Origin of the sequence: Anoxybacillus sp. PDR2, assembly GCF_009834045.1 — a bacterium.
GTDB lineage: Bacteria > Bacillota > Bacilli > Bacillales > Anoxybacillaceae > Anoxybacteroides > Anoxybacteroides rupiense.
In genome coordinates this window covers 2,742,573-2,761,690 of the sequence record NZ_CP047158.1, presented here as the reverse complement: position 1 = coordinate 2,761,690, position 19,118 = coordinate 2,742,573, and the positions used below count along the sequence as shown (strand labels likewise).

The 19,118-nt window shown below is 42.8% G+C and carries 24 protein-coding genes; 22 read left to right on the top strand and 2 right to left on the bottom strand.

Annotated features, from left to right (window positions below; all coding sequences use genetic code 11):
• The first annotated feature begins 8 nt into the window (after positions 1-8).
• From hrcA to mtaB, 7 genes are all read left to right on the top strand, one after another.
• Positions 9-1,043, top strand: coding sequence for a heat-inducible transcriptional repressor HrcA (gene hrcA / locus GRQ40_RS13310; RefSeq protein WP_066145942.1), 1,035 nt, complete (start codon positions 9-11; stop codon positions 1,041-1,043).
• Positions 1,044-1,160: 117 nt separating this feature from the next.
• Entirely contained in the window at positions 1,161-1,745 is a 585-nt protein-coding gene (grpE, locus tag GRQ40_RS13305) for a nucleotide exchange factor GrpE (protein ID WP_066145939.1), read from the top strand.
• A gap of 21 nt (positions 1,746-1,766) precedes the next feature.
• Complete coding sequence (gene dnaK / locus GRQ40_RS13300) at positions 1,767-3,599, top strand: molecular chaperone DnaK (RefSeq protein WP_159720162.1); 1,833 nt, start codon at positions 1,767-1,769, stop codon at positions 3,597-3,599.
• Positions 3,600-3,746: 147 nt separating this feature from the next.
• On the top strand, positions 3,747-4,886 hold the full coding sequence (gene dnaJ / locus GRQ40_RS13295) for a molecular chaperone DnaJ (RefSeq protein ID WP_044744573.1): 1,140 nt from the start codon (positions 3,747-3,749) through the stop codon (positions 4,884-4,886).
• Between the two features lie 8 nt (positions 4,887-4,894).
• The gene (prmA, locus tag GRQ40_RS13290) at positions 4,895-5,833 is read left to right on the top strand and encodes a 50S ribosomal protein L11 methyltransferase (RefSeq protein WP_159720161.1); all 939 of its coding nucleotides are present in this window, start codon (positions 4,895-4,897) and stop codon (positions 5,831-5,833) included.
• A gap of 15 nt (positions 5,834-5,848) precedes the next feature.
• Positions 5,849-6,598, top strand: a complete 750-nt coding sequence (locus GRQ40_RS13285) for a 16S rRNA (uracil(1498)-N(3))-methyltransferase (protein WP_080862285.1) — start codon at positions 5,849-5,851, stop codon at positions 6,596-6,598.
• A gap of 10 nt (positions 6,599-6,608) precedes the next feature.
• A complete protein-coding gene (mtaB, locus tag GRQ40_RS13280; RefSeq protein WP_159720160.1) occupies positions 6,609-7,964 on the top strand; it encodes a tRNA (N(6)-L-threonylcarbamoyladenosine(37)-C(2))-methylthiotransferase MtaB in 1,356 nt (451 codons plus the stop codon).
• Here the strand turns inward: mtaB and GRQ40_RS18600 are convergent.
• Positions 7,953-8,120: a hypothetical protein gene (locus tag GRQ40_RS18600; protein ID WP_236546326.1), complete on the bottom strand. Its 168-nt coding sequence runs from the start codon at positions 8,118-8,120 to the stop codon at positions 7,953-7,955. The genes mtaB and GRQ40_RS18600 overlap by 12 nt on opposite strands.
• A gap of 145 nt (positions 8,121-8,265) precedes the next feature.
• Here GRQ40_RS18600 and deoC point away from each other — a divergent pair, with 145 nt between their 5' ends.
• Entirely contained in the window at positions 8,266-8,937 is a 672-nt protein-coding gene (gene deoC, locus GRQ40_RS13275; RefSeq protein ID WP_159720159.1) for a deoxyribose-phosphate aldolase, read from the top strand.
• 8 nt (positions 8,938-8,945) lie between these two features.
• Here deoC and GRQ40_RS13270 read toward each other — a convergent pair whose 3' ends face one another.
• Positions 8,946-9,872, bottom strand: a complete 927-nt coding sequence (locus GRQ40_RS13270) for a Na/Pi symporter (RefSeq protein ID WP_159720158.1) — start codon at positions 9,870-9,872, stop codon at positions 8,946-8,948.
• 153 nt (positions 9,873-10,025) lie between these two features.
• On the opposite strand from GRQ40_RS13270, the gene rpsU reads away from it, so the two are divergent.
• The 14 genes from rpsU (at position 10,026) to GRQ40_RS13200 (ending at position 18,872) form a co-directional block, all read left to right on the top strand.
• On the top strand, positions 10,026-10,199 hold the full coding sequence (gene rpsU, locus GRQ40_RS13265) for a 30S ribosomal protein S21 (protein WP_027407847.1): 174 nt from the start codon (positions 10,026-10,028) through the stop codon (positions 10,197-10,199).
• Between the two features lie 14 nt (positions 10,200-10,213).
• Positions 10,214-10,660: a GatB/YqeY domain-containing protein gene (locus GRQ40_RS13260; protein ID WP_044744567.1), complete on the top strand. Its 447-nt coding sequence runs from the start codon at positions 10,214-10,216 to the stop codon at positions 10,658-10,660.
• A 94-nt stretch (positions 10,661-10,754) separates the two neighbouring features.
• The gene (locus GRQ40_RS13255) at positions 10,755-10,985 is read left to right on the top strand and encodes a hypothetical protein (RefSeq protein ID WP_159720157.1); all 231 of its coding nucleotides are present in this window, start codon (positions 10,755-10,757) and stop codon (positions 10,983-10,985) included.
• Between the two features lie 158 nt (positions 10,986-11,143).
• Positions 11,144-11,428 (top strand): sporulation protein YqfC, encoded by a 285-nt coding sequence (gene yqfC, locus GRQ40_RS13250; RefSeq protein WP_044744566.1) that lies wholly within the window; start codon positions 11,144-11,146, stop codon positions 11,426-11,428.
• A gap of 17 nt (positions 11,429-11,445) precedes the next feature.
• Complete coding sequence (gene yqfD, locus GRQ40_RS13245) at positions 11,446-12,633, top strand: sporulation protein YqfD (protein ID WP_159720156.1); 1,188 nt, start codon at positions 11,446-11,448, stop codon at positions 12,631-12,633.
• Between the two features lie 3 nt (positions 12,634-12,636).
• Entirely contained in the window at positions 12,637-13,599 is a 963-nt protein-coding gene (locus tag GRQ40_RS13240) for a PhoH family protein (protein ID WP_159720155.1), read from the top strand.
• Positions 13,600-13,908: 309 nt separating this feature from the next.
• The gene (ybeY, locus tag GRQ40_RS13235) at positions 13,909-14,379 is read left to right on the top strand and encodes an rRNA maturation RNase YbeY (RefSeq protein WP_044744563.1); all 471 of its coding nucleotides are present in this window, start codon (positions 13,909-13,911) and stop codon (positions 14,377-14,379) included.
• Between the two features lie 3 nt (positions 14,380-14,382).
• The gene (locus GRQ40_RS13230) at positions 14,383-14,754 is read left to right on the top strand and encodes a diacylglycerol kinase family protein (RefSeq protein ID WP_044744562.1); all 372 of its coding nucleotides are present in this window, start codon (positions 14,383-14,385) and stop codon (positions 14,752-14,754) included.
• 110 nt (positions 14,755-14,864) lie between these two features.
• On the top strand, positions 14,865-15,263 hold the full coding sequence (locus GRQ40_RS13225) for a cytidine deaminase (RefSeq protein WP_044744561.1): 399 nt from the start codon (positions 14,865-14,867) through the stop codon (positions 15,261-15,263).
• Positions 15,256-16,164 (top strand): GTPase Era, encoded by a 909-nt coding sequence (gene era, locus GRQ40_RS13220; protein WP_044744560.1) that lies wholly within the window; start codon positions 15,256-15,258, stop codon positions 16,162-16,164. Before GRQ40_RS13225 ends, era begins: the two co-directional genes overlap by 8 nt.
• 123 nt (positions 16,165-16,287) lie before the next feature.
• Complete coding sequence (locus GRQ40_RS13215; RefSeq protein WP_080862293.1) at positions 16,288-16,431, top strand: YqzL family protein; 144 nt, start codon at positions 16,288-16,290, stop codon at positions 16,429-16,431.
• Positions 16,432-16,461: 30 nt separating this feature from the next.
• A complete protein-coding gene (recO, locus tag GRQ40_RS13210; RefSeq protein ID WP_080862294.1) occupies positions 16,462-17,217 on the top strand; it encodes a DNA repair protein RecO in 756 nt (251 codons plus the stop codon).
• A 213-nt stretch (positions 17,218-17,430) separates the two neighbouring features.
• On the top strand, positions 17,431-18,060 hold the full coding sequence (locus tag GRQ40_RS13205) for a transcriptional regulator CcpN (protein WP_044744698.1): 630 nt from the start codon (positions 17,431-17,433) through the stop codon (positions 18,058-18,060).
• Positions 18,061-18,071: 11 nt separating this feature from the next.
• Positions 18,072-18,872 (top strand): pyruvate, water dikinase regulatory protein, encoded by an 801-nt coding sequence (locus tag GRQ40_RS13200; RefSeq protein ID WP_044744558.1) that lies wholly within the window; start codon positions 18,072-18,074, stop codon positions 18,870-18,872.
• The last annotated feature ends 246 nt before the right edge of the window (positions 18,873-19,118 follow it).

Sequence of the window (19,118 nt, the reverse complement as noted above, 5' to 3'; positions counted from 1 at the left end):
GATGATCGTTGTTAACTGATCGCCAGTTATTGATTTTGCAAGTGATTATTGACGATTTTATTCGTTACGGCCAGCCTGTCGGTTCGCGGACGCTTTCGAAGAAGGAGAAAATTACCTTCAGTTCAGCAACGATCCGAAACGAAATGGCTGATTTGGAGGAATTGGGATACATTGAAAAAACGCATATTTCATCAGGCCGGGTACCGTCGGAAAAAGGCTATCGTTATTACGTCGATCATCTATTGTCACCACAGCATCTTACAACGGAGGATATGAGGAAGATTAGATCGATTTTTGCAGAACGAATTTATGAGCTAGAGAAACTCGTTCAAAAATCGGCGCAGATTTTATCGGATTTGACAAGCTATACATCTATCGTTCTCGGTCCGGCTGTGAAAGATAATAAGCTGAAAAGAATTCAAATCATTCCTTTAAATAAAGAAACGGCGGTAGCCATTTTTGTCACGGACAAAGGCCATGTAGAAAACCGCGTGATTACGATTCCGGCTTCCGTGAATGCTTCTGATTTAGAAAAAATGGTCAATATTTTGAATGAGCGATTGATTGGTTCTTCTATTATGGAATTGAAGGATAAGATTTATAAAGAGGTTGCCAACGTCCTGCGTGCCCACATTTATAATTATGACAGCATGTTAAAAACCATTGCGGATATGATTGAGCTGCCGCGGGAAGAAAAGCTGTTTTTAGCGGGAAGAGCTAATATGCTCAGCCAGCCAGAGTTCAATGATATTCAAAAAGTTCATTCTTTAATGAAAATCATTGAACAAGAAAAAGAGTTTTATCGACTGCTGCGTCGAAGCAGCAAAAAGGGAATTCAAGTGACAATTGGCCATGAGAACCAATTGAGCGGCATGGAAAATTGCAGCTTAATTACAGCGACCTACTCGATCGGAGAGGAGCAGCTGGGAACGATTGCAATTCTGGGGCCGACGAGAATGGAATATTCGCGTGTCATTACCATTTTGAATCAAGTGGCTTCTGACTTAACAAAGGCGTTGACAGATTGGTATCAAAATGGGTAGCATTGGTCATATTGGATAATGGATGGATGGTGTGAAGCACCCCATCCTTTCCTTGTGAATAACTTTTTGATTATACATATATTGGACTTATTTGTTCACTTAAGGGAGGTGAAGCCGATGGAAAACGAACAAAAAGAAATGCTTCAAACAGAAGAGGAAGTTACATATGAACAGCCGCAAGAAGAAGTGAATGAGTCATTGACAGAAGATAAATCAATTACTGATGACGAACAAGATCAACTGACAGCGGCAAACGAGCAAATCGCTGAACTTCAGCAAAAGCTGCAGGAATTAGAAAATCGTTATCTTCGCCTGCATGCAGATTTTGATAATTTCCGCCGCCGTACAAGACTTGAATTTGAGGCAGCGGAAAAATATCGCGCACAAAATTTAGTGACAGATCTTTTACCGGTGTTAGATAATTTCGAGCGCGCTTTAAAAATCCAGACAGAAGACGAAACAGCCAAATCCATTTTGCAAGGGATGGAAATGGTATATCGCTCTTTGATTGATGCATTGAAAAAAGAAGGCGTTGAAGTCATCGAATCAATTGGAAAACCGTTTGATCCTCATCTGCATCAAGCCGTGATGCAGGCAGAAGATAGCGGATATGAGCCAAACACGGTCGTTGAAGAATTTCAAAAAGGATATAAATTAAAAGATCGTGTCATTCGTCCAGCAATGGTGAAAGTGAGTCAATAATGTCATAGGAGGGTGATACGGATGAGCAAAATCATTGGTATTGATTTAGGAACAACAAACTCTTGTGTAGCTGTATTAGAGGGCGGCGAGCCAAAAGTGATTCCAAATCCAGAAGGAAACCGAACCACTCCGTCAGTTGTGGCATTTAAAAACGGAGAACGGCAAGTGGGGGAAGTAGCGAAGCGCCAAGCGATTACGAACCCAAATACGATCATCTCGATCAAACGCCATATGGGTACCGATTATAAGGTGGAGGTTGAAGGAAAACAATATACTCCACAAGAAATTTCAGCTATTATTTTACAATATTTAAAATCGTATGCGGAAGCCTATTTAGGCGAGTCAGTTACAAGAGCGGTCATTACAGTTCCAGCTTATTTTAATGATGCACAGCGCCAAGCAACAAAAGATGCGGGACGCATTGCCGGATTGGAAGTTGAACGTATCATTAACGAGCCGACAGCGGCAGCGCTCGCTTATGGACTTGATAAAATGGAGGAAGATCAAACGATTCTCGTATATGACTTAGGTGGCGGGACGTTTGACGTCTCGATTTTGGAGCTTGGCGATGGCGTGTTTGAGGTAAAAGCAACAGCTGGGGACAACCATCTTGGCGGCGACGATTTCGACCAAGTCATTATCGATTATTTAGTTGAACAATTTAAAAAGGAACATGGCGTTGATTTAGGAAAAGATAAAATGGCATTGCAGCGCTTAAAGGATGCGGCCGAAAAAGCGAAAAAAGATCTTTCTGGCGTTACGCAAACCCAAATTTCATTGCCGTTTATCAGCGCGAATGAAACAGGACCGCTTCACTTAGAAATGACATTAACGCGCGCAAAATTTGAAGAGCTATCTGCACATCTTGTGGAACGGACAATGGGACCAGTGCGTCAAGCATTGAAAGACGCAGGCCTAACACCATCCGATATCGACAAAGTGATTCTTGTCGGGGGTTCGACACGCATTCCTGCTGTGCAAGAAGCAATCAAAAAGGAAATTGGAAAAGAGCCGCATAAAGGTGTCAACCCAGACGAAGTGGTCGCGATTGGAGCTGCTATTCAAGGCGGTGTGATCGCTGGGGATGTCAAGGATGTTGTACTGCTTGACGTGACTCCACTTTCTTTAGGAATCGAGACGATGGGCGGCGTATTTACGAAATTAATTGAACGCAATACGACGATCCCGACAAGCAAATCGCAAATTTTCTCAACGGCGGCAGACAATCAAACGGCGGTTGATATTCACGTTCTGCAAGGAGAACGCCCAATGGCGGCAGATAACAAAACGTTAGGCCGCTTCCAGCTAACCGACATTCCACCGGCTCCGCGCGGTGTGCCGCAAATCGAGGTCACATTCGATATTGACGCCAATGGTATTGTCCATGTGCGTGCAAAAGATTTAGGAACAAACAAAGAACAATCCATTACGATTAAATCATCTTCTGGTCTTTCCGAAGAAGAAATTCAACGAATGGTGAAAGAAGCGGAAGAAAACGCAGAAGCGGACAGAAAACGCAAAGAAGAAGCGGATCTTCGCAACGAAGCGGATCATTTAGTATTTACAACAGAAAAAACACTCAAAGAACTTGAAGGAAAAGTGGATGAAGCTGAAGTGAAAAAAGCGCAGGAGGCTAAAGAAGAATTAAAAGCCGCTTTGGAGAAAAATGGTATCGAAGAAATTCGCACAAAGAAAAATGCGCTGCAAGAAATCGTTCAGCAATTGTCCATTAAGCTATACGAGCAAGCCGCTCAACAGGCGCAAGCTCAAGGGCAAACAAATGCAGACGGCGCTGCGAAAAAAAATGACGATGTAGTTGATGCGGAATTTGAAGAAGTAAAAGACGATAAGTAAAAAAGGGAAAAAGTCAAAGTCAGGCCTGCCTTGGCTTTGACTTTTTTTCTAGAAAAAAGCAACGATAAGAAAAATAACACCTATTGCATATATAAAGAAATGGATGGTACAATTAGCTTTATGTGAGTGAATCGGGAGTGGATGATGATGACAAAGCGAGATTACTATGAGGTTCTCGGGGTAAGCAAAACAGCGACAAAAGATGAAATAAAAAAAGCATACCGAAAACTTTCAAAACAATATCATCCAGATATTAATAAGTCACCAGATGCAGCTGAAAAATTTAAAGAAATCAAAGAAGCTTATGAAGTATTGAGCGATGATCAAAAGCGCGCCCATTACGATCAATTTGGTCATACGGATCCTAATCAAGGCTTTGGCGGCTTTAGAAGCGATGATTTTGATTTTGGCGGCTTTAGCGGTTTTGGTGGTTTTGAGGATATTTTCAGCTCCTTTTTTGGCGGAGGAAGACGGCGTGATCCGAACGCTCCGCGGGCTGGTGCTGATTTACAATATACGATGACACTGACATTTGAAGAGGCAGTGTTTGGAAAAGAAACGGATATTGAAATCCCTCGCGAAGAAACGTGTGACACGTGTCATGGGTCAGGAGCAAAGCCCGGAACGAAAAAGGAAACATGTTCACATTGTGGCGGAACGGGACAAATCAGCATAGAGCAGGCAACGCCGTTTGGACGCATTGTGAATCGCAGAGCATGTCATTATTGCGGAGGCACAGGACAATTTATTAAGGAAAAATGTGCGACTTGCGGCGGTAGCGGTCGGGTGAAAAAGCGGAAAAAAATTCATGTGAAAATTCCAGCAGGTATTGACGACGGACAGCAGTTGCGCGTAGCTGGACAAGGAGAACCAGGCATAAACGGAGGTCCAGCGGGCGATTTATATATCGTGTTTCGTGTAGAGCCGCATGAATTTTTTGAACGCCATGATGATGACATTTATTGTGAAATTCCGCTGACATTTGCACAGGCAGCTCTTGGTGATGAAATTGAAGTTCCGACGCTTCATGGAAAAGTAAAATTGAAAATTCCAGCAGGCACACAAACAGGTACAAAATTTCGCTTAAAAGGAAAAGGTGTGCCCAATGTGCGCGGATATGGTCAAGGGGATCAGCATGTGATTGTGCGCATTGTGACGCCAACTAAATTAACGGAAAAGCAGAAGCAGCTGCTGCGCGAATTTGATGAATTGGGAGACCAAAGCATGCACCAAGGACCGCAAGATAGCTTTTTTGAGAAAGTAAAAAAAGCGTTTAAAGGGGAATAAACACATTTATGAAATGGTCAGAAATCAGCATTCATACGACACAAGAAGCAGTTGAGGCGATTTCGAATATTTTGCACGAAGCAGGTGCTGGGGGAGTTGTCATTGAAGACCCTTTTGATTTAACAAAAGAACGTGATACCACATTTGGCGAAATTTATGAGCTAAATCCCGATGATTATCCGGATGAAGGAGTCATCATTAAAGCTTATTTGCCAGTCAATAGTTTTTTAGGAGAAACAGTTGAGGAAATTAAACAAGCGATCAATAATTTAATGCTCTATAATATTGATATAGGAAAAAATAAAATTACGATCAGCGAAGTGAACGAAGAAGAATGGGCGACAGCGTGGAAAAAATATTATAACCCAGTAAAAATTTCTGAAAAATTTACGATCGTGCCAACATGGGAGGACTATGAACCGGTTTCCACTGATGAGTTTATTATTGAGCTAGATCCTGGAATGGCTTTTGGCACAGGCACACATCCGACTACAGTCATGTGTATTCAAGCGCTAGAAAAATGTGTGAAACCAAGTGATACCGTCATTGATGTTGGGACTGGATCAGGGATTTTGAGTATTGCGGCAGCGATGCTTGGAGCCGTTTCCGTTCAAGCGCTTGATTTAGATCCAGTGGCCGTAGACAGCGCCAAGCTAAATGTGAAATTAAATAAAGTTCAAGATATCGTATCGGTTACCCAAGGGAATTTGCTGGATAATGTAAAGGAGCCGGCCGATATTATTGTGGCCAATCTTCTAGCAGAAATCATTATGCGTTTTACAGATGATGCGTACCATCTGGTAAAAGAAAACGGATATTTTATTACATCTGGAATTATTCAAGCGAAAAAACACGAGGTAAAAGAAAAGTTGATTGAGTCTGGATTTGTTATTGAAGAAACACTGGCGATGGAAGATTGGATCGCATTAATTGCAAGAAAAGCATGAAAAGAAGGTGGCGGTTTGCAACGGTATTTTGTCTCAAAGGATCAAATTCATCATGACCAAATTGTCATGACTGGGGACGATTATCACCATATGGTACGCGTCATGCGCATGAGGGAGGGAGATGCGGTTATTTGCTGTAACGAAAACGGCAAAGCCGCTTTATGTGAGATTGTACGAATTTCCAGTGAGAATATGATGCTTCGCATTATAAAATGGATAGAGGAACAAACAGAGCTTCCAATACGGATTTATATTGCTCATGGGCTGCCAAAGGGAGATAAATTTGAATTGGTCATTCAAAAAGGAACAGAGCTTGGTGCTTTTGCATTTATCCCCTTTTTGGCGGCTCGCTCTGTTGTTAAATGGGAAGCGAAAAAAGCGGATAAAAAGCTGGAAAGATGGAGGAAAATTGCAAAAGAAGCAGCTGAGCAAGCGCATCGCACGCGCATTCCTGATATCTACCAGCCGATGTCTATGGAGCCGTTTATTGAATTTGCCCGAACGCTGGACTATCGTATGGTTGCTTATGAAGAAGAAGCAAAGCAAGGAGAAGCAGCAGCTTTGCGAAAAGTTTTGCGACAGATGAAGCCGGGGGAGTCGATGCTCGTTTTATTTGGTCCAGAAGGCGGTTTGGCGGAGCATGAAATCACGAAGCTTCAGGAAAACGGTTTTTTCACATGTGGCCTCGGACCGCGGATTTTGCGGACGGAAACAGCCCCGCTTTATGTATTAGCGGCTGCATCATATGAATGGGAATTAAGGTGAGGTGAGAATAATGTCAACAGTGGCTTTTCATACGTTAGGTTGCAAAGTAAATCATTATGAAACAGAAGCGATTTGGCAGTTATTTAAACAAGCGGGCTATGAACGAAAAGACTTTGAAACTCATGCAGATGTGTACGTGATAAATACATGCACAGTGACGAATACGGGCGATAAAAAAAGCCGTCAAGTTATTCGGCGTGCCATCCGGCAAAATCCTGATGCGGTTATTTGTGTCACAGGCTGTTATGCGCAAACCTCTCCAGCTGAAGTTATGGCGATTCCTGGGGTTGATATCGTAATCGGAACGCAGGATCGCGCCAAGATCCTTGAATATATTGAACAATTTAAGCAAGAGCGCCAGCCGATTAACGGGGTTCGAAACATTATGAAGACCCGCGTATATGAAGAAATGGACGTTCCTGCCTTTACGGATCGGACGCGAGCTTCTTTGAAAATTCAAGAAGGCTGCAATAATTTTTGCACGTTTTGCATTATTCCGTGGGCGCGCGGCCTCATGCGTTCACGCGATCCGAAAGAAGTCATTCGCCAAGCGCAACAGCTTGTTGATGCCGGCTATAAAGAAATCGTACTAACAGGCATTCATACAGGCGGCTATGGAGAAGATATGAAGGATTATAATTTTGCTGCGCTGCTTCGCGATATGGATGAACAGGTAGTCGGCTTAAAGCGGCTTCGCATTTCATCCATTGAAGCAAGTCAAATCACCGATGAAGTCATTGAAGTTCTCAAGCGTTCCGATAAAATTGTCCGCCATTTGCACATTCCGCTTCAATCTGGGTCCAACAGCGTATTAAAGCGGATGCGCCGCAAGTATACGACTCAATTTTTTGCTGAGCGGCTTGTTCAATTGCGGGAAGCACTGCCTGGGCTGGCGGTCACATCGGATATTATTGTCGGATTTCCTGGTGAGACGGAAGAAGAATTTATGGAAACGTATGAATTTATCCGTGACCATCAGTTTTCGGAACTTCATGTATTTCCATATTCGAAGCGTACAGGAACACCTGCGGCGCGCATGCCAGACCAAGTCGATGAAGAGGTGAAAAACGAGCGCGTTCATCGCCTCATCGCTCTTTCTGACCATTTGGCGAAGGAATATGCTTCGCAGTTCGAAGGACAAGTGCTTGAAGTCATTCCAGAAGAGCCATATAAAGAAGAGCCGGACAGTGGCTTATACGTTGGATATACCGATAATTACTTAAAAGTAAAATTTCCAGCCACTGAAGAAATGGTCGGTCAGCTTGTAAAAGTGAAAATTACGAAAGCGGGCTATCCATATAATGAAGGAGAATTCGTCCGCGTAGTATCTGATCAGGTAACGGAAAAAATGAAATTAAGCTCGTAAAACCCAGCGATTAGCTGGGTTTTTTGCTTCTGTCAGAATGGATATCTTGTCTCCAGCTTCAAACGCCAGCGGCTTGAGTCGCTCCGCATCGCACTGCAGCGGCGACACGTGGAGCCTCATCGCCGCTCGGTGGGAGCTTTTTTTAACATCATCCATCGAGAAGTTTCCAGCCTCTTAACGGAGTGGAAGTGAGAGAGGTTCATTGAACAAATTTTGCTTGTCGGCTAGTTTTTGCGGTTGAAAAATGGTATGATGATAGAGGTCAGACTTCTCTATTTCAACAGAAAGGAGCGGCATTCATATGGCAAATCAATTGGCAAAAATGATTGACCATACACTGCTGAAAGCGAATACAACAAAGGAACAAATTGTTCAATTATGTGAAGAGGCGAAACAATACGGCTTTGCTTCTGTTTGTGTAAATCCAACATGGGTAGCGACTGCAGCTGAGCTGCTAAAAGGCACTGATGTGAAAGTTTGCACAGTCATTGGTTTTCCTCTTGGAGCCAATACTCCGGAAACAAAAGCATTCGAAACGAAAGATGCGATCGCTAATGGCGCAACAGAGATCGATATGGTTATGAATATTGGTGCTTTAAAGGACGGAGCGGACGAGCTTGTGGAGCGTGATATCCGCGCTGTCGTCGAAGCGGCTAAAGGAAAAGCCCTTGTGAAAGTCATTATTGAAACATGCTTGCTAACGGAAGAGGAAAAAGTGCGCGCCTGCCGCTTAGCCGTACAAGCGGGGGCTGATTATGTCAAAACATCTACAGGCTTCTCTACCGGTGGTGCTACGATTGAAGATATCGCATTAATGCGTCAAACGGTAGGACCGGATATGGGTGTGAAAGCGTCTGGCGGCGTCCGCGATCTTCAAGGAGCCGAAGCGATGGTGAAAGCGGGAGCGACGCGCATCGGTACAAGCTCTGGTGTTGCGATCGTTCAAGGAAAAACGGCGCTTACTGATTATTAATATGCAAGTTATTTTTTATGGATGAAGGTAATCCACGCTTCAATGAAGCGAGTGAATGGCAGAGCGGCGACTGAGCAAAGAACATTGAATAAAACGCTGACATGCGCCAGCTGGACGTCAGGTTTGGCAGCTAAGCTGCCGGCAAAGGAAGCTAAAGGATGAATGAGAAAATAGAAAATACCTACTCCAGCAATGTTCAGCCATAAATGCGTATAAGCTGTAAGCTTTGCTTCCTGGCTTGTACCAATGCTGGCTAAAAGGGCCGTTACGCATGTTCCGATATTGGCGCCAAGTAAAATCGCAATACCGGCCGGCAATGTGAGCAAATGCTCATGAAGAAAGCCCATCGTAATACCGATCGTCGCTGCGCTTGACTGAATAATCGACGCGAGGAGCATGCCGACAGCAATTCCTAATAGATTAGAGCGATCGGTCTTTTTTAGCCACTCGTAGACAACGGGGTAAGAAGCAAGCGGCTTTGCAAGATCGCCAAATCCTTTCATGGCAAAAAATAAGCAGGCAAGCCCAATCAAGATCATACCGATACTGTAGCTGATGCGATGCCGAAGAAAAAAGACAAAAAAAGCTCCGGTCAGCAGCATGGGAATAGCACTTGCTCCCAGATCAAGCGTAATAATTTCCGTTGTGATGGTAGAGCCTATGTTGCTGCCTAAAATAATGCCGATCGATTGGCGAAATGTTAAATAGCCAGTTGTTACAAGGCCTACGGTGATGATCATCATCGCCGAACTGCTTTGCAGAAGAGCGGTAAGCGCTGTTCCTGTGAGAAATCCTTGAAAGGGTGTTTTCGTAAAATGCAGCAGCCATTTCTTCAGGCGATGGCCAGAAAGAGCGTAGAGACCTGCTTTCAGCATAAACATTCCAAGCAAAAAAATGCTAATATAAACGCTAAATAAGATCAATAATGACAACATGTCCTTCTCTCCTTTCATCACCATTGTATGGACAAGAAGGAGAGACGATGACTGCTTTTTTAGTTGACCTCTTTTATCGGATATATTATAATTGACAGGTACATGTTTAGTAATACAAATGCAAGTGGCGTTGTTCGGAGGGAGGGAAGTAAGATGTCAAAAACAATCGTTCGTAAAAACGAATCGCTTGAAGATGCTCTTCGTCGCTTCAAACGTGCTGTTTCAAAAACAGGTACGTTACAAGAAGCAAGAAAGCGTGAATTCTATGAGAAGCCAAGCGTAAGACGCAAGAAAAAGTCTGAAGCGGCTAGAAAGCGCAAGCATTAAAAGAGGGTGTATTTATGGGTCTTCTTGAACGTTTAAACGATGATATGAAGCAAGCGATGAAAAACAAAGAAAAAGAAAAACTCTCCGTCATTCGGATGGTCAAAGCATCGTTGCAGAACGAAGCGATCAAGCTTGGAAAGGGCCAATTATCTGAAGATGAAGAGCTGACTGTACTTTCTCGCGAATTAAAACAACGTAAAGACTCCCTCCAAGAGTTCGAAAACGCTGGTCGTTCAGACCTTGCTGATAAAACAAAAGAAGAAATTCGCATACTTGAGCTATATATGCCTAAGCAGCTTACAGAAGAAGAGCTAACAGCCATTATTAAAGAAACGATTGCCGAGGTTGGAGCTTCTTCAAAAGCTGATATGGGAAAAGTGATGGGAGCAATCATGCCGAAAGTAAAAGGAAAGGCGGACGGCTCTCTCGTTAATAAACTTGTTCAGCAGCACTTAGCGTAACAAGAAATAAATGATTGACATTACCAATCCCCTACAGATCAAGATGAAGGACCGTTTCGTTCTTCAGCGTCGATCTGTAGGGGGATTGTTTTTTATGTCAGAATTTGTCTCTTGTTTTTTTGAAAGAAATCAGGTGCTGTCTAACTTCAAGCTGCATCGGCTCAAGTCGCCCCGGGCTGCTGCGGTGACATGTGGAGTTTCGACTCGCACAGGATCAAGCTTGATTCGAGCTCTCCTCGGCGGGCGCTTTTCTTATGATAAAAAGCCTGAAGGTAGGGAACAGCAAACCTTCCTTCTCTTACTGACATGTATCGATGTTACCTAAAAATGCAACATGTCATGTAGGGGAGCGTTGATGCGAAAAATAGGGATTGATACATAATGTAAACGGTCTTGGCTTATGCCAAGGCTTCTTTTTTTATGTCAGATGTGCTACATACCTATTTTTTTTCATATGTATGAGATGAAAGGGGGTTCTTTTCGATGATGAAAAAGTGGCGCCAGCAAGTGAGAAATTGGTTGACAAACCAGTTAGAACTGCCTGCTGATCTAGTGATGGACCTTCCCCGTATTACCATGATTGGACACATACATATTTATATCGAAAACCATCGCGGATTATTAACATTTAGTGATAAAGAATTGCGCTTGCTTTTAAAGCAAGGACAGCTTCTTGTTCGCGGCGAGCAATTTGTTATCAAGACGATTCTACCTGAGGAAATTTTATTAGAAGGAAAAATTCATCATGTCATTTATTTAGATGAATAGCATTGGGGAGGAAAAAAATGAAGAACAAGTGGATGAATTTTTTATCAGGAAGCGTAAAGGTTAAAGTTCAGGGAAAAGGAATCGAACGGTTTGTAAATAAATGCTTGCGAAACGGCATTCATATTTGGAATGTTAAAAAGCAGGATGAACACACAGCAACCTTTTTTATCTTTCTAAAAGACGTTCCAGCTATGCGAGTAATGGTGCGAAAAAGCGGTTGTAAACTATTTTTTATCGGAAAAAGCGGTCTGCCCTTTTTGGGGAAAAAAATGCTCAGAAATACTGGATTTCTCATCGGAATCTTTTTATTTTTTGCGCTTGTGTTTTTGCTTTCTAACATGGTCTGGAATGTTCGGATCGAAGGGGCTAAGCCGGAAACAGAATACCGCATTTTGAAGGAACTCAAGCACATGGGGGTTGAAAAAGGAGCTTTTCAATTTCTGTTAGATCCTCCTGAAGTAATTCAACAGAAGCTGACCGATCGCATTGAAACCATTACATGGGTCGGGGTTGAATTAAAGGGGACGACCTTTTACTTTCAAGTGGTAGAAAAAAAGAAGCCGAAGGAACCGGAAGCGGTGGGGGTACGCCATTTAGTGGCGAAAAAGAAAGCCGTCATCACTCATATGTTTGTCGAAGAGGGACAACCGCTTGTTGCTGTTCATGATTATGTGAATAAAGGACAAGTTTTAGTGTCAGGAATTATTGGAAAAGAGGGAAAAACGAAGCTTGTGCCGGCTCGTGGAAAAATTTTTGGAGAAACATGGTACAAGTCTACAGTCGTCTTGCCGTTTGATTCCGTGTTTCAAGTATACACAGGAAAGTATATGGAAAAGCATTATATAGCGATTGGTTCTTTTTCACTTCCGGTTTGGGGGTTTAAAAAACCGCCATTTAGCCATTATAAAACCGAAAACCAAAAAAGGGCCCTGCAGTTCTGGCGATGGAAGCTGCCGATTTATTACGAGCGGGTGATTTATCGGGAAAACGAGGAGGTTAAGCGGAGCTATACATGGAATGAAGCGCTGCAGAAAGCAAAAGAAATGGCGCGAAATGAGCTGGAGGGCAAACTAGAAGCAGATGCTTCCATTGTAGGTGAAAAGATTTTGCATGCAACCAAAGAGAATGGTAAAGTAAAAGTAGAGATTCATTACCAAGTAGTTGAAAATATTGCGATACCACAACCTATTGTTCAAGGAGATTAAGGGATGTCAGAGGAGTTTGTGACGATTAGCCAGCAATTAGAAAATGCCAATGAGGCGATTGCCCTTTTTGGCATTCATGATGTTCATTTAAAACGAATTGAGCAAGAGCTGGGCGTTTCGATTGTGACGCGGGGAGATGCCGTGCACGTTTCAGGAAACAGCGAAAGCGTTCGGCTCGTTGATGAGGTGCTTCGCCATCTGCTCATCGTGATTCGCAAGGGAGTCACGATTAGCGAACGCGATGTGATGTATGCGATTCAAATGGCGAAAAGCAACACGCTAGAGTATTTCATTGAGTTATATGAGGAAGAGATTACGAAAAACGCTAAAGGAAAGCCGGTTCGCGTCAAAACATTAGGACAGCGCCAATATGTAGCGGCGATTAAAAAGCATGATCTTGTATTTGGCATCGGCCCGGCGGGAACAGGAAAAACCTATTTGGCAGTCGTTATGGCTGTTCATGCACTTAAAAATGGATACATCAAGAGAATTATTTTAACTCGTCCAGCAGTCGAGGCGGGAGAAAATTTAGGCTTTTTGCCAGGAGATTTGAAAGAAAAGGTGGATCCGTATTTACGTCCGCTTTATGATGCTCTTCATGATATATTGGGTACTGATCATACACAGCGTCTCATCGAGCGAGGGACGATTGAAATTGCACCGCTTGCTTATATGAGAGGGCGCACGCTTGAGGATGCATTTGTGATCTTGGATGAAGCGCAAAATACAACGCCATCGCAAATGAAAATGTTTTTAACAAGGCTTGGATTTGGCTCGAAAATGGTTATTACAGGCGATATTTCTCAGATTGACTTGCCTAGGGGCGTTCAATCTGGGTTGGCTGCAGCCAAGGATATTTTATCATCTGTTAGCGGCATTTCATTTGTCTTTTTGGAGCAGGCTGATGTTGTTCGCCATCCGCTTGTCGGAAAAATTATTGAAGCGTATGATCAAGCGAGCGTATAAGAATAGGGAAGGCTTCTTTTCAGCCAATAGATAGAAATTTATCATGGAGCTGCATTTATGGTATGATGAAAAAACGAGGGGTTTACGGGCGAAGGGCGTAAATCAGCAACTATGTTATGCTGCAGCATAAAGGCAGTCGAAATTCGTTGGTTAGGCCGCGATTCTTTAAATGAAAATAATATTTGACAAACGCGGTCTTCGTGATTTAAACATTATTATAGCCCGGTCATGCGACAGACCCATTAACATGATGGGTCTCTTTTTATCGAAGGGGCATCAACGAGAAGAGAAGGAAAAGGTGAAGAAAAAATGGCACTACATATTGATTGGTTAGACGAAACAAATGAAGTAACTGATGAGCAGATGGAGGTCATCGCCAAATTATTAAATTATGCGGCTGATGTTGAACAGATTCCAGATGAGGCGGAGGTTAGCATTTCTTTTGTCGATAATGAACAAATCCGGATGATTAATCGTGAGTATCGCGGGAAGGATCAACCTACTGATGTGATTTCGTTTGCACTTGAAGAGATGGGGGAAGGAGAAACGGAAATCATTGGATTAGATGCACCGCCGGTATTAGGAGATATTATTATTTCCGTTCCGAAAGCACAAGAGCAAGCGAAAGAATACGGCCATTCCTTTATGAGAGAATTAGGATTTTTAGCTGTGCATGGCTTTTTACATTTGTTAGGATATGACCATGAAACAGAGGAAGACGAAAAGGAAATGTTTGCTAAGCAAGAGCAAATTCTGGAACAATACGGGTTGAAACGATAAACGATGAAGCAGTGGCGTCAGCGATGGAAACGGTTTCGAAATGCGTGGTCAGGAATGGTGGCAGCAGTAAGGGAAGAGGTGCATATGAAAATTCACCTTATGCTTGCTGCTATCGCCATTGTTTTCGCTATTGTTTTTCATTTTACGAAATGGGAATGGCTTATATTGCTGTTGACAATTGGCGCGGTGATCAGTTTAGAAATGGTGAACACGGCGATTGAACGGACGGTCGATTTAGTAACAAAAGACTTTCATCCGCTTGCCAAAGCAGCCAAAGACATAGCGGCCGGCGCTGTTTTGCTTGGTGCGATCATGGCGGTTATGATAGGAGCCATCCTTTTTCTGCCACATTTGTATAATTGGGTATTGAAATGAGAAAATTCGAATTTTTCTGTTATATATACATGAATAGAGATGAAAAATTTCTTGATTTCCTGTAAAATAAAAAGGAGGAGTTTTTCCTCGAAAAGAAAGGAAGAGCATCATTGCATACACAGGAATTGATCACTGAAGCTAAAAAAGCGAGAGAGTATGCTTATGTACCGTACTCCAAGTTTAAAGTAGGCGCTGCTTTATTAACTAAAAACGGCAAAGTCTACCGCGGCTGCAATATCGAAAATGCCGCTTATAGCGTGTGCAACTGCGCAGAACGGACAGCGTTGTTTAAAGCGTATTCTGAAGGAGACACCGATTATGCGGCATTAGCGGTGATTGCTGACAGCTCCCGTCCGGTCCCGCCTTGTGGAGCGTGTCGTCAAGTGATTGCTGAATTATGTCCGCCAGATATGAAAATCATTTTGACCAATTTAAAAGGAGACATTCGAGAATTAACAGTAAAAGAATTATTGCCAGGAGCATTTTCAGCGGAGGATTTGCATGAATAAGGAACAGTATAAATCAGGATTTGTTTCCATTATCGGTAGACCAAATGTAGGAAAATCAACGTTTTTAAACCGTGTCATTGGTCAAAAAATCGCCATTATGAGCGATAAACCGCAAACGACACGCAATAAGATCCAAGGCGTATACACAACGGAAAGCACACAGATCATTTTTATTGATACGCCTGGAATCCACAAGCCAAAGCATAAGCTGGGCGATTTTATGATGAAGGTGGCGCAAAACGCTTTAAAAGAAGTCGACTTAATTTTGTTTATGGTAAATGCTGAAGAAGGATTCGGCCGCGGCGATGCTTTCATCATAGAGCGGCTGAAGGAAGTAAAAACGCCGGTGTTTTTAGTCGTTAACAAAATCGACCAAGTGCATCCGGACGAATTGCTACCTCTTATTGAGCATTATCAGTCACAATATCCGTTCGCAGAGATTGTGCCGATTTCAGCGCTACAAGGAAACAATGTCGAAACGCTAATCGAGCAAATAAAAAAATATTTACCGGAAGGTCCGCAATATTACCCTGCTGATCAAATAACGGATCATCCCGAGCGTTTTATTATCGCTGAATTAATTCGGGAAAAAGCTCTTCATTTAACACGCGAGGAAGTTCCTCATTCCATTGCAGTCGTCATTGATTCAATTGAACGCCCAGAAGATCATCACACCATTTATGTTAGCGCGACGATTATTGTTGAACGTGACTCACAAAAGGGCATCATTATCGGAAAGCAAGGGCGAATGCTAAAAGAAATTGGGCAACGAGCCCGTCAAGACATTGAAGCGCTGTTAGGTTCTAAAGTGTTTTTGGAGCTTTGGGTTAAGGTCCAAAAGGATTGGCGAAATAAATTATCTCAATTGCGCGATTTCGGATTTAGAGAGGACGAATATTAACAAATTTTGTGTAACATAAATTGATTGTAGGGAAGCCAAGCTATAAATAGCTTATTGAACGTGTAAGCGCTGCTTGCACGCAACCTTTATAAAGCGATCCTACAGGCGGAAAGGTGTGGTTCGATGCTAGAATTTACGTGGAAGCTGTTTAGCCAAACGGGGAATATCGACACATATCTCCTTTTCAAAGAGCTTGAAAGGGAGCATCAGCCAAATGGCGATGAACAAGAAATCGAGTTTACGGAAATGGACCAGCCGATTTTCTAAGCTGCTTTTTCCAGCTTGGTGGTGATCATATTGTTTGAAAAATGCGAAGCAATTGTGCTTCGAACGATTGATTACGGGGAAACTCATAAAATTGTTACCTTGCTGACGAGAGAATGGGGAAAGGTGGCTGTTATGGCTCGAGGAGCGAAAAAGCCAAACAGTCGCCTTTCTTCTGTGACGCACTTATTTACTTATGGACATTATTTAATTCAAAAGAGTCGCGGAGTAGGAAGCCTGCATCAAGGTGAAATCATTGATGCACTGAGAGGGATTCGCGAAGATATTTTTGCAACAGCTTATGCTTCTTATGTCGTCGAGCTAACAGATAAAATTATGGAAGAGCGGCGCCCCAATCCTTATTTATTTGAGCTGCTTCTTCAGACATTAAAATATATGAATGACGGACTCGATTTAGAAATTCTTACATATATTTACGAGATGAAAATGCTGCGGGTGATCGGATTGCCTCCATCGTTAGACGGATGCGCGGTTTGCGGGCGAAGCGAGGGGAGGTTCTCCTTCTCCATAAAGGAAGGGGGATTTCTTTGCGATCAATGCGAGGAAAAGGATCCGTACCGCTTTTCTCTTTCTTCGGCAGCGGTTAGGCTGTTGCGGCTTTTTTACCATCTTGATCTGTCAAGGTTGGGCAAAATTTCGGTTAAGAAGGAAACGAAAAACGAATTACACCACGTTATTTCCGCCTATTATGACGAATATTCCGGACTTTCGCTAAAAACGAAACGATTTTTAGAACAAATCGAGCAGCTAAAATCTCGGCTGCAATAATAAAGGGCTGTCACGAAGCTGAGGCAGCCCTGTTTTTATATGGAAGCGGTCTGTCGATGGCGTCTTTGCTTGAGGGAAATCAGGAGCAACGATGCACGTATTTTTAGAACAAAGCGAATTTTCTTGATTTCCTTTCGTAAAATGAATCATTACGTTATAATAGGTTCGTATGAGTACAGCCTTTTTTAGTTTTTGGTAAGGTGGTGAGTGAAAATCGAACTGAATAAACGCCAAGAACAAATTTTACAAATCGTCAAAGACCATGGACCGATTACCGGGGAAAACATCGCAGAAAAATTAAATTTAACAAGAGCGACGCTGCGTCCCGACTTGGCGATTTTAACAATGGCTGGCTATTTGGAAGCAAGACCGAGAGTCGGCTATTTTTATACAGGAAAAACAGGAACACAGCTTTTAGCGGATCGAATAAAAAAAATGAAAGTCAGTGACTTTCAATCGATTCCTGTCGTAGTCAATGAAAATGTCAGCGTATATGACGCCATTGTGGCGATGTTTCTTGAGGATGTCGGGACATTGTTTGTCGTGGATGAAGAATCTTTATTAGTGGGTGTCTTGTCGCGCAAAGATTTATTGCGAGCGAGCATTGGCAAGCAGGAGCTGACTTCGATTCCGGTTAACATCATTATGACAAGAATGCCAAACATCAATGTCTGTTATAAAGATGATCTGTTGATTGATGTGGCTGAGCGGCTCATTGAAAAACAAATTGATGCCATGCCAGTCGTAAAAAAAACAGACAAGGGATATGAGGTGATTGGACGAATCACCAAAACAAATATTACAAAAGCTTTTGTTGCGCTAGCAAAAGATGATTTGCTTTAAGGAGGATGAAGATGAATCAACGCGTTGTATACGTGGTTTCTGATTCAGGCGGAGAAACCGCTGAATTGGTCGTCAAAGCGGCCGCAAGCCAATTTAATAGCGCTGCTATTCAACTAAAGCGCGTTCCTTATGTAGAAGATGTCTCCACGTTGAAGGAAGTGGTTGCGCTAGCCAAAATGAATCATGCGATTATTGCTTTTACGCTTGTCGTGCCGCAAATGCGCCAGTTTTTAATTGAAGAGGCTGAACGTGAAGGTGTGGAGCTATATGATATTATTGGTCCGCTTATGGAGAAAATGAGCCATTTATTCAATATGACTCCTCGCTATGAACCAGGGCAGGTTCGCGTATTAGATGAAGATTATTTTAAAAAGATCGAAGCGATTGAATTTGCTGTAAAATATGATGACGGGCGGGATCCGCGCGGCATTTTGCGTGCTGATATTGTGTTGATCGGGGTGTCACGCACTTCTAAGACGCCGCTGTCACAGTATTTGGCTCATAAACGCTTAAAAGTCGCCAATGTGCCCATTGTGCCGGAAGTCGAGCCACCAGAAGAATTGTTTAAAGTATCTCGAGAGAAGTGCTTCGGCTTAAAAATCAGCCCTGAAAAGCTGAATTCCATTCGTCGGGAGCGGCTCAGAGCCCTAGGGCTTGACGATAAAGCGATCTATGCGAATATGGAACGCATTAAGGAGGAGCTTAATTATTTTGATCAAGTAATTCAGCAAATCGGCTGCGATGTCATTGATGTGACGAACAAAGCGATCGAAGAGACCGCGAATATTATCATGAAAAAACGGAAGCTATAAGGGGAAGCCTCATGATTTTCATTGCTATCCATGCAATGTTATCAATGGCTTCTTTTTTTGTTTGTTTCGGTCTTCGACTTTTCAGCGATCATTCGTGATATTTTTGAATTGCCTTTTAGCTGGAAAATGCATGATTTTGCAGCATCTATCGTTTTGTTCATGGTGCCAGATAATGTTGTCTTAGTGTTAGGTAAAGAAATGGAAGCGCATATAGCCGTTCCAAAAATAGAATCCTTTTTTCGAGGA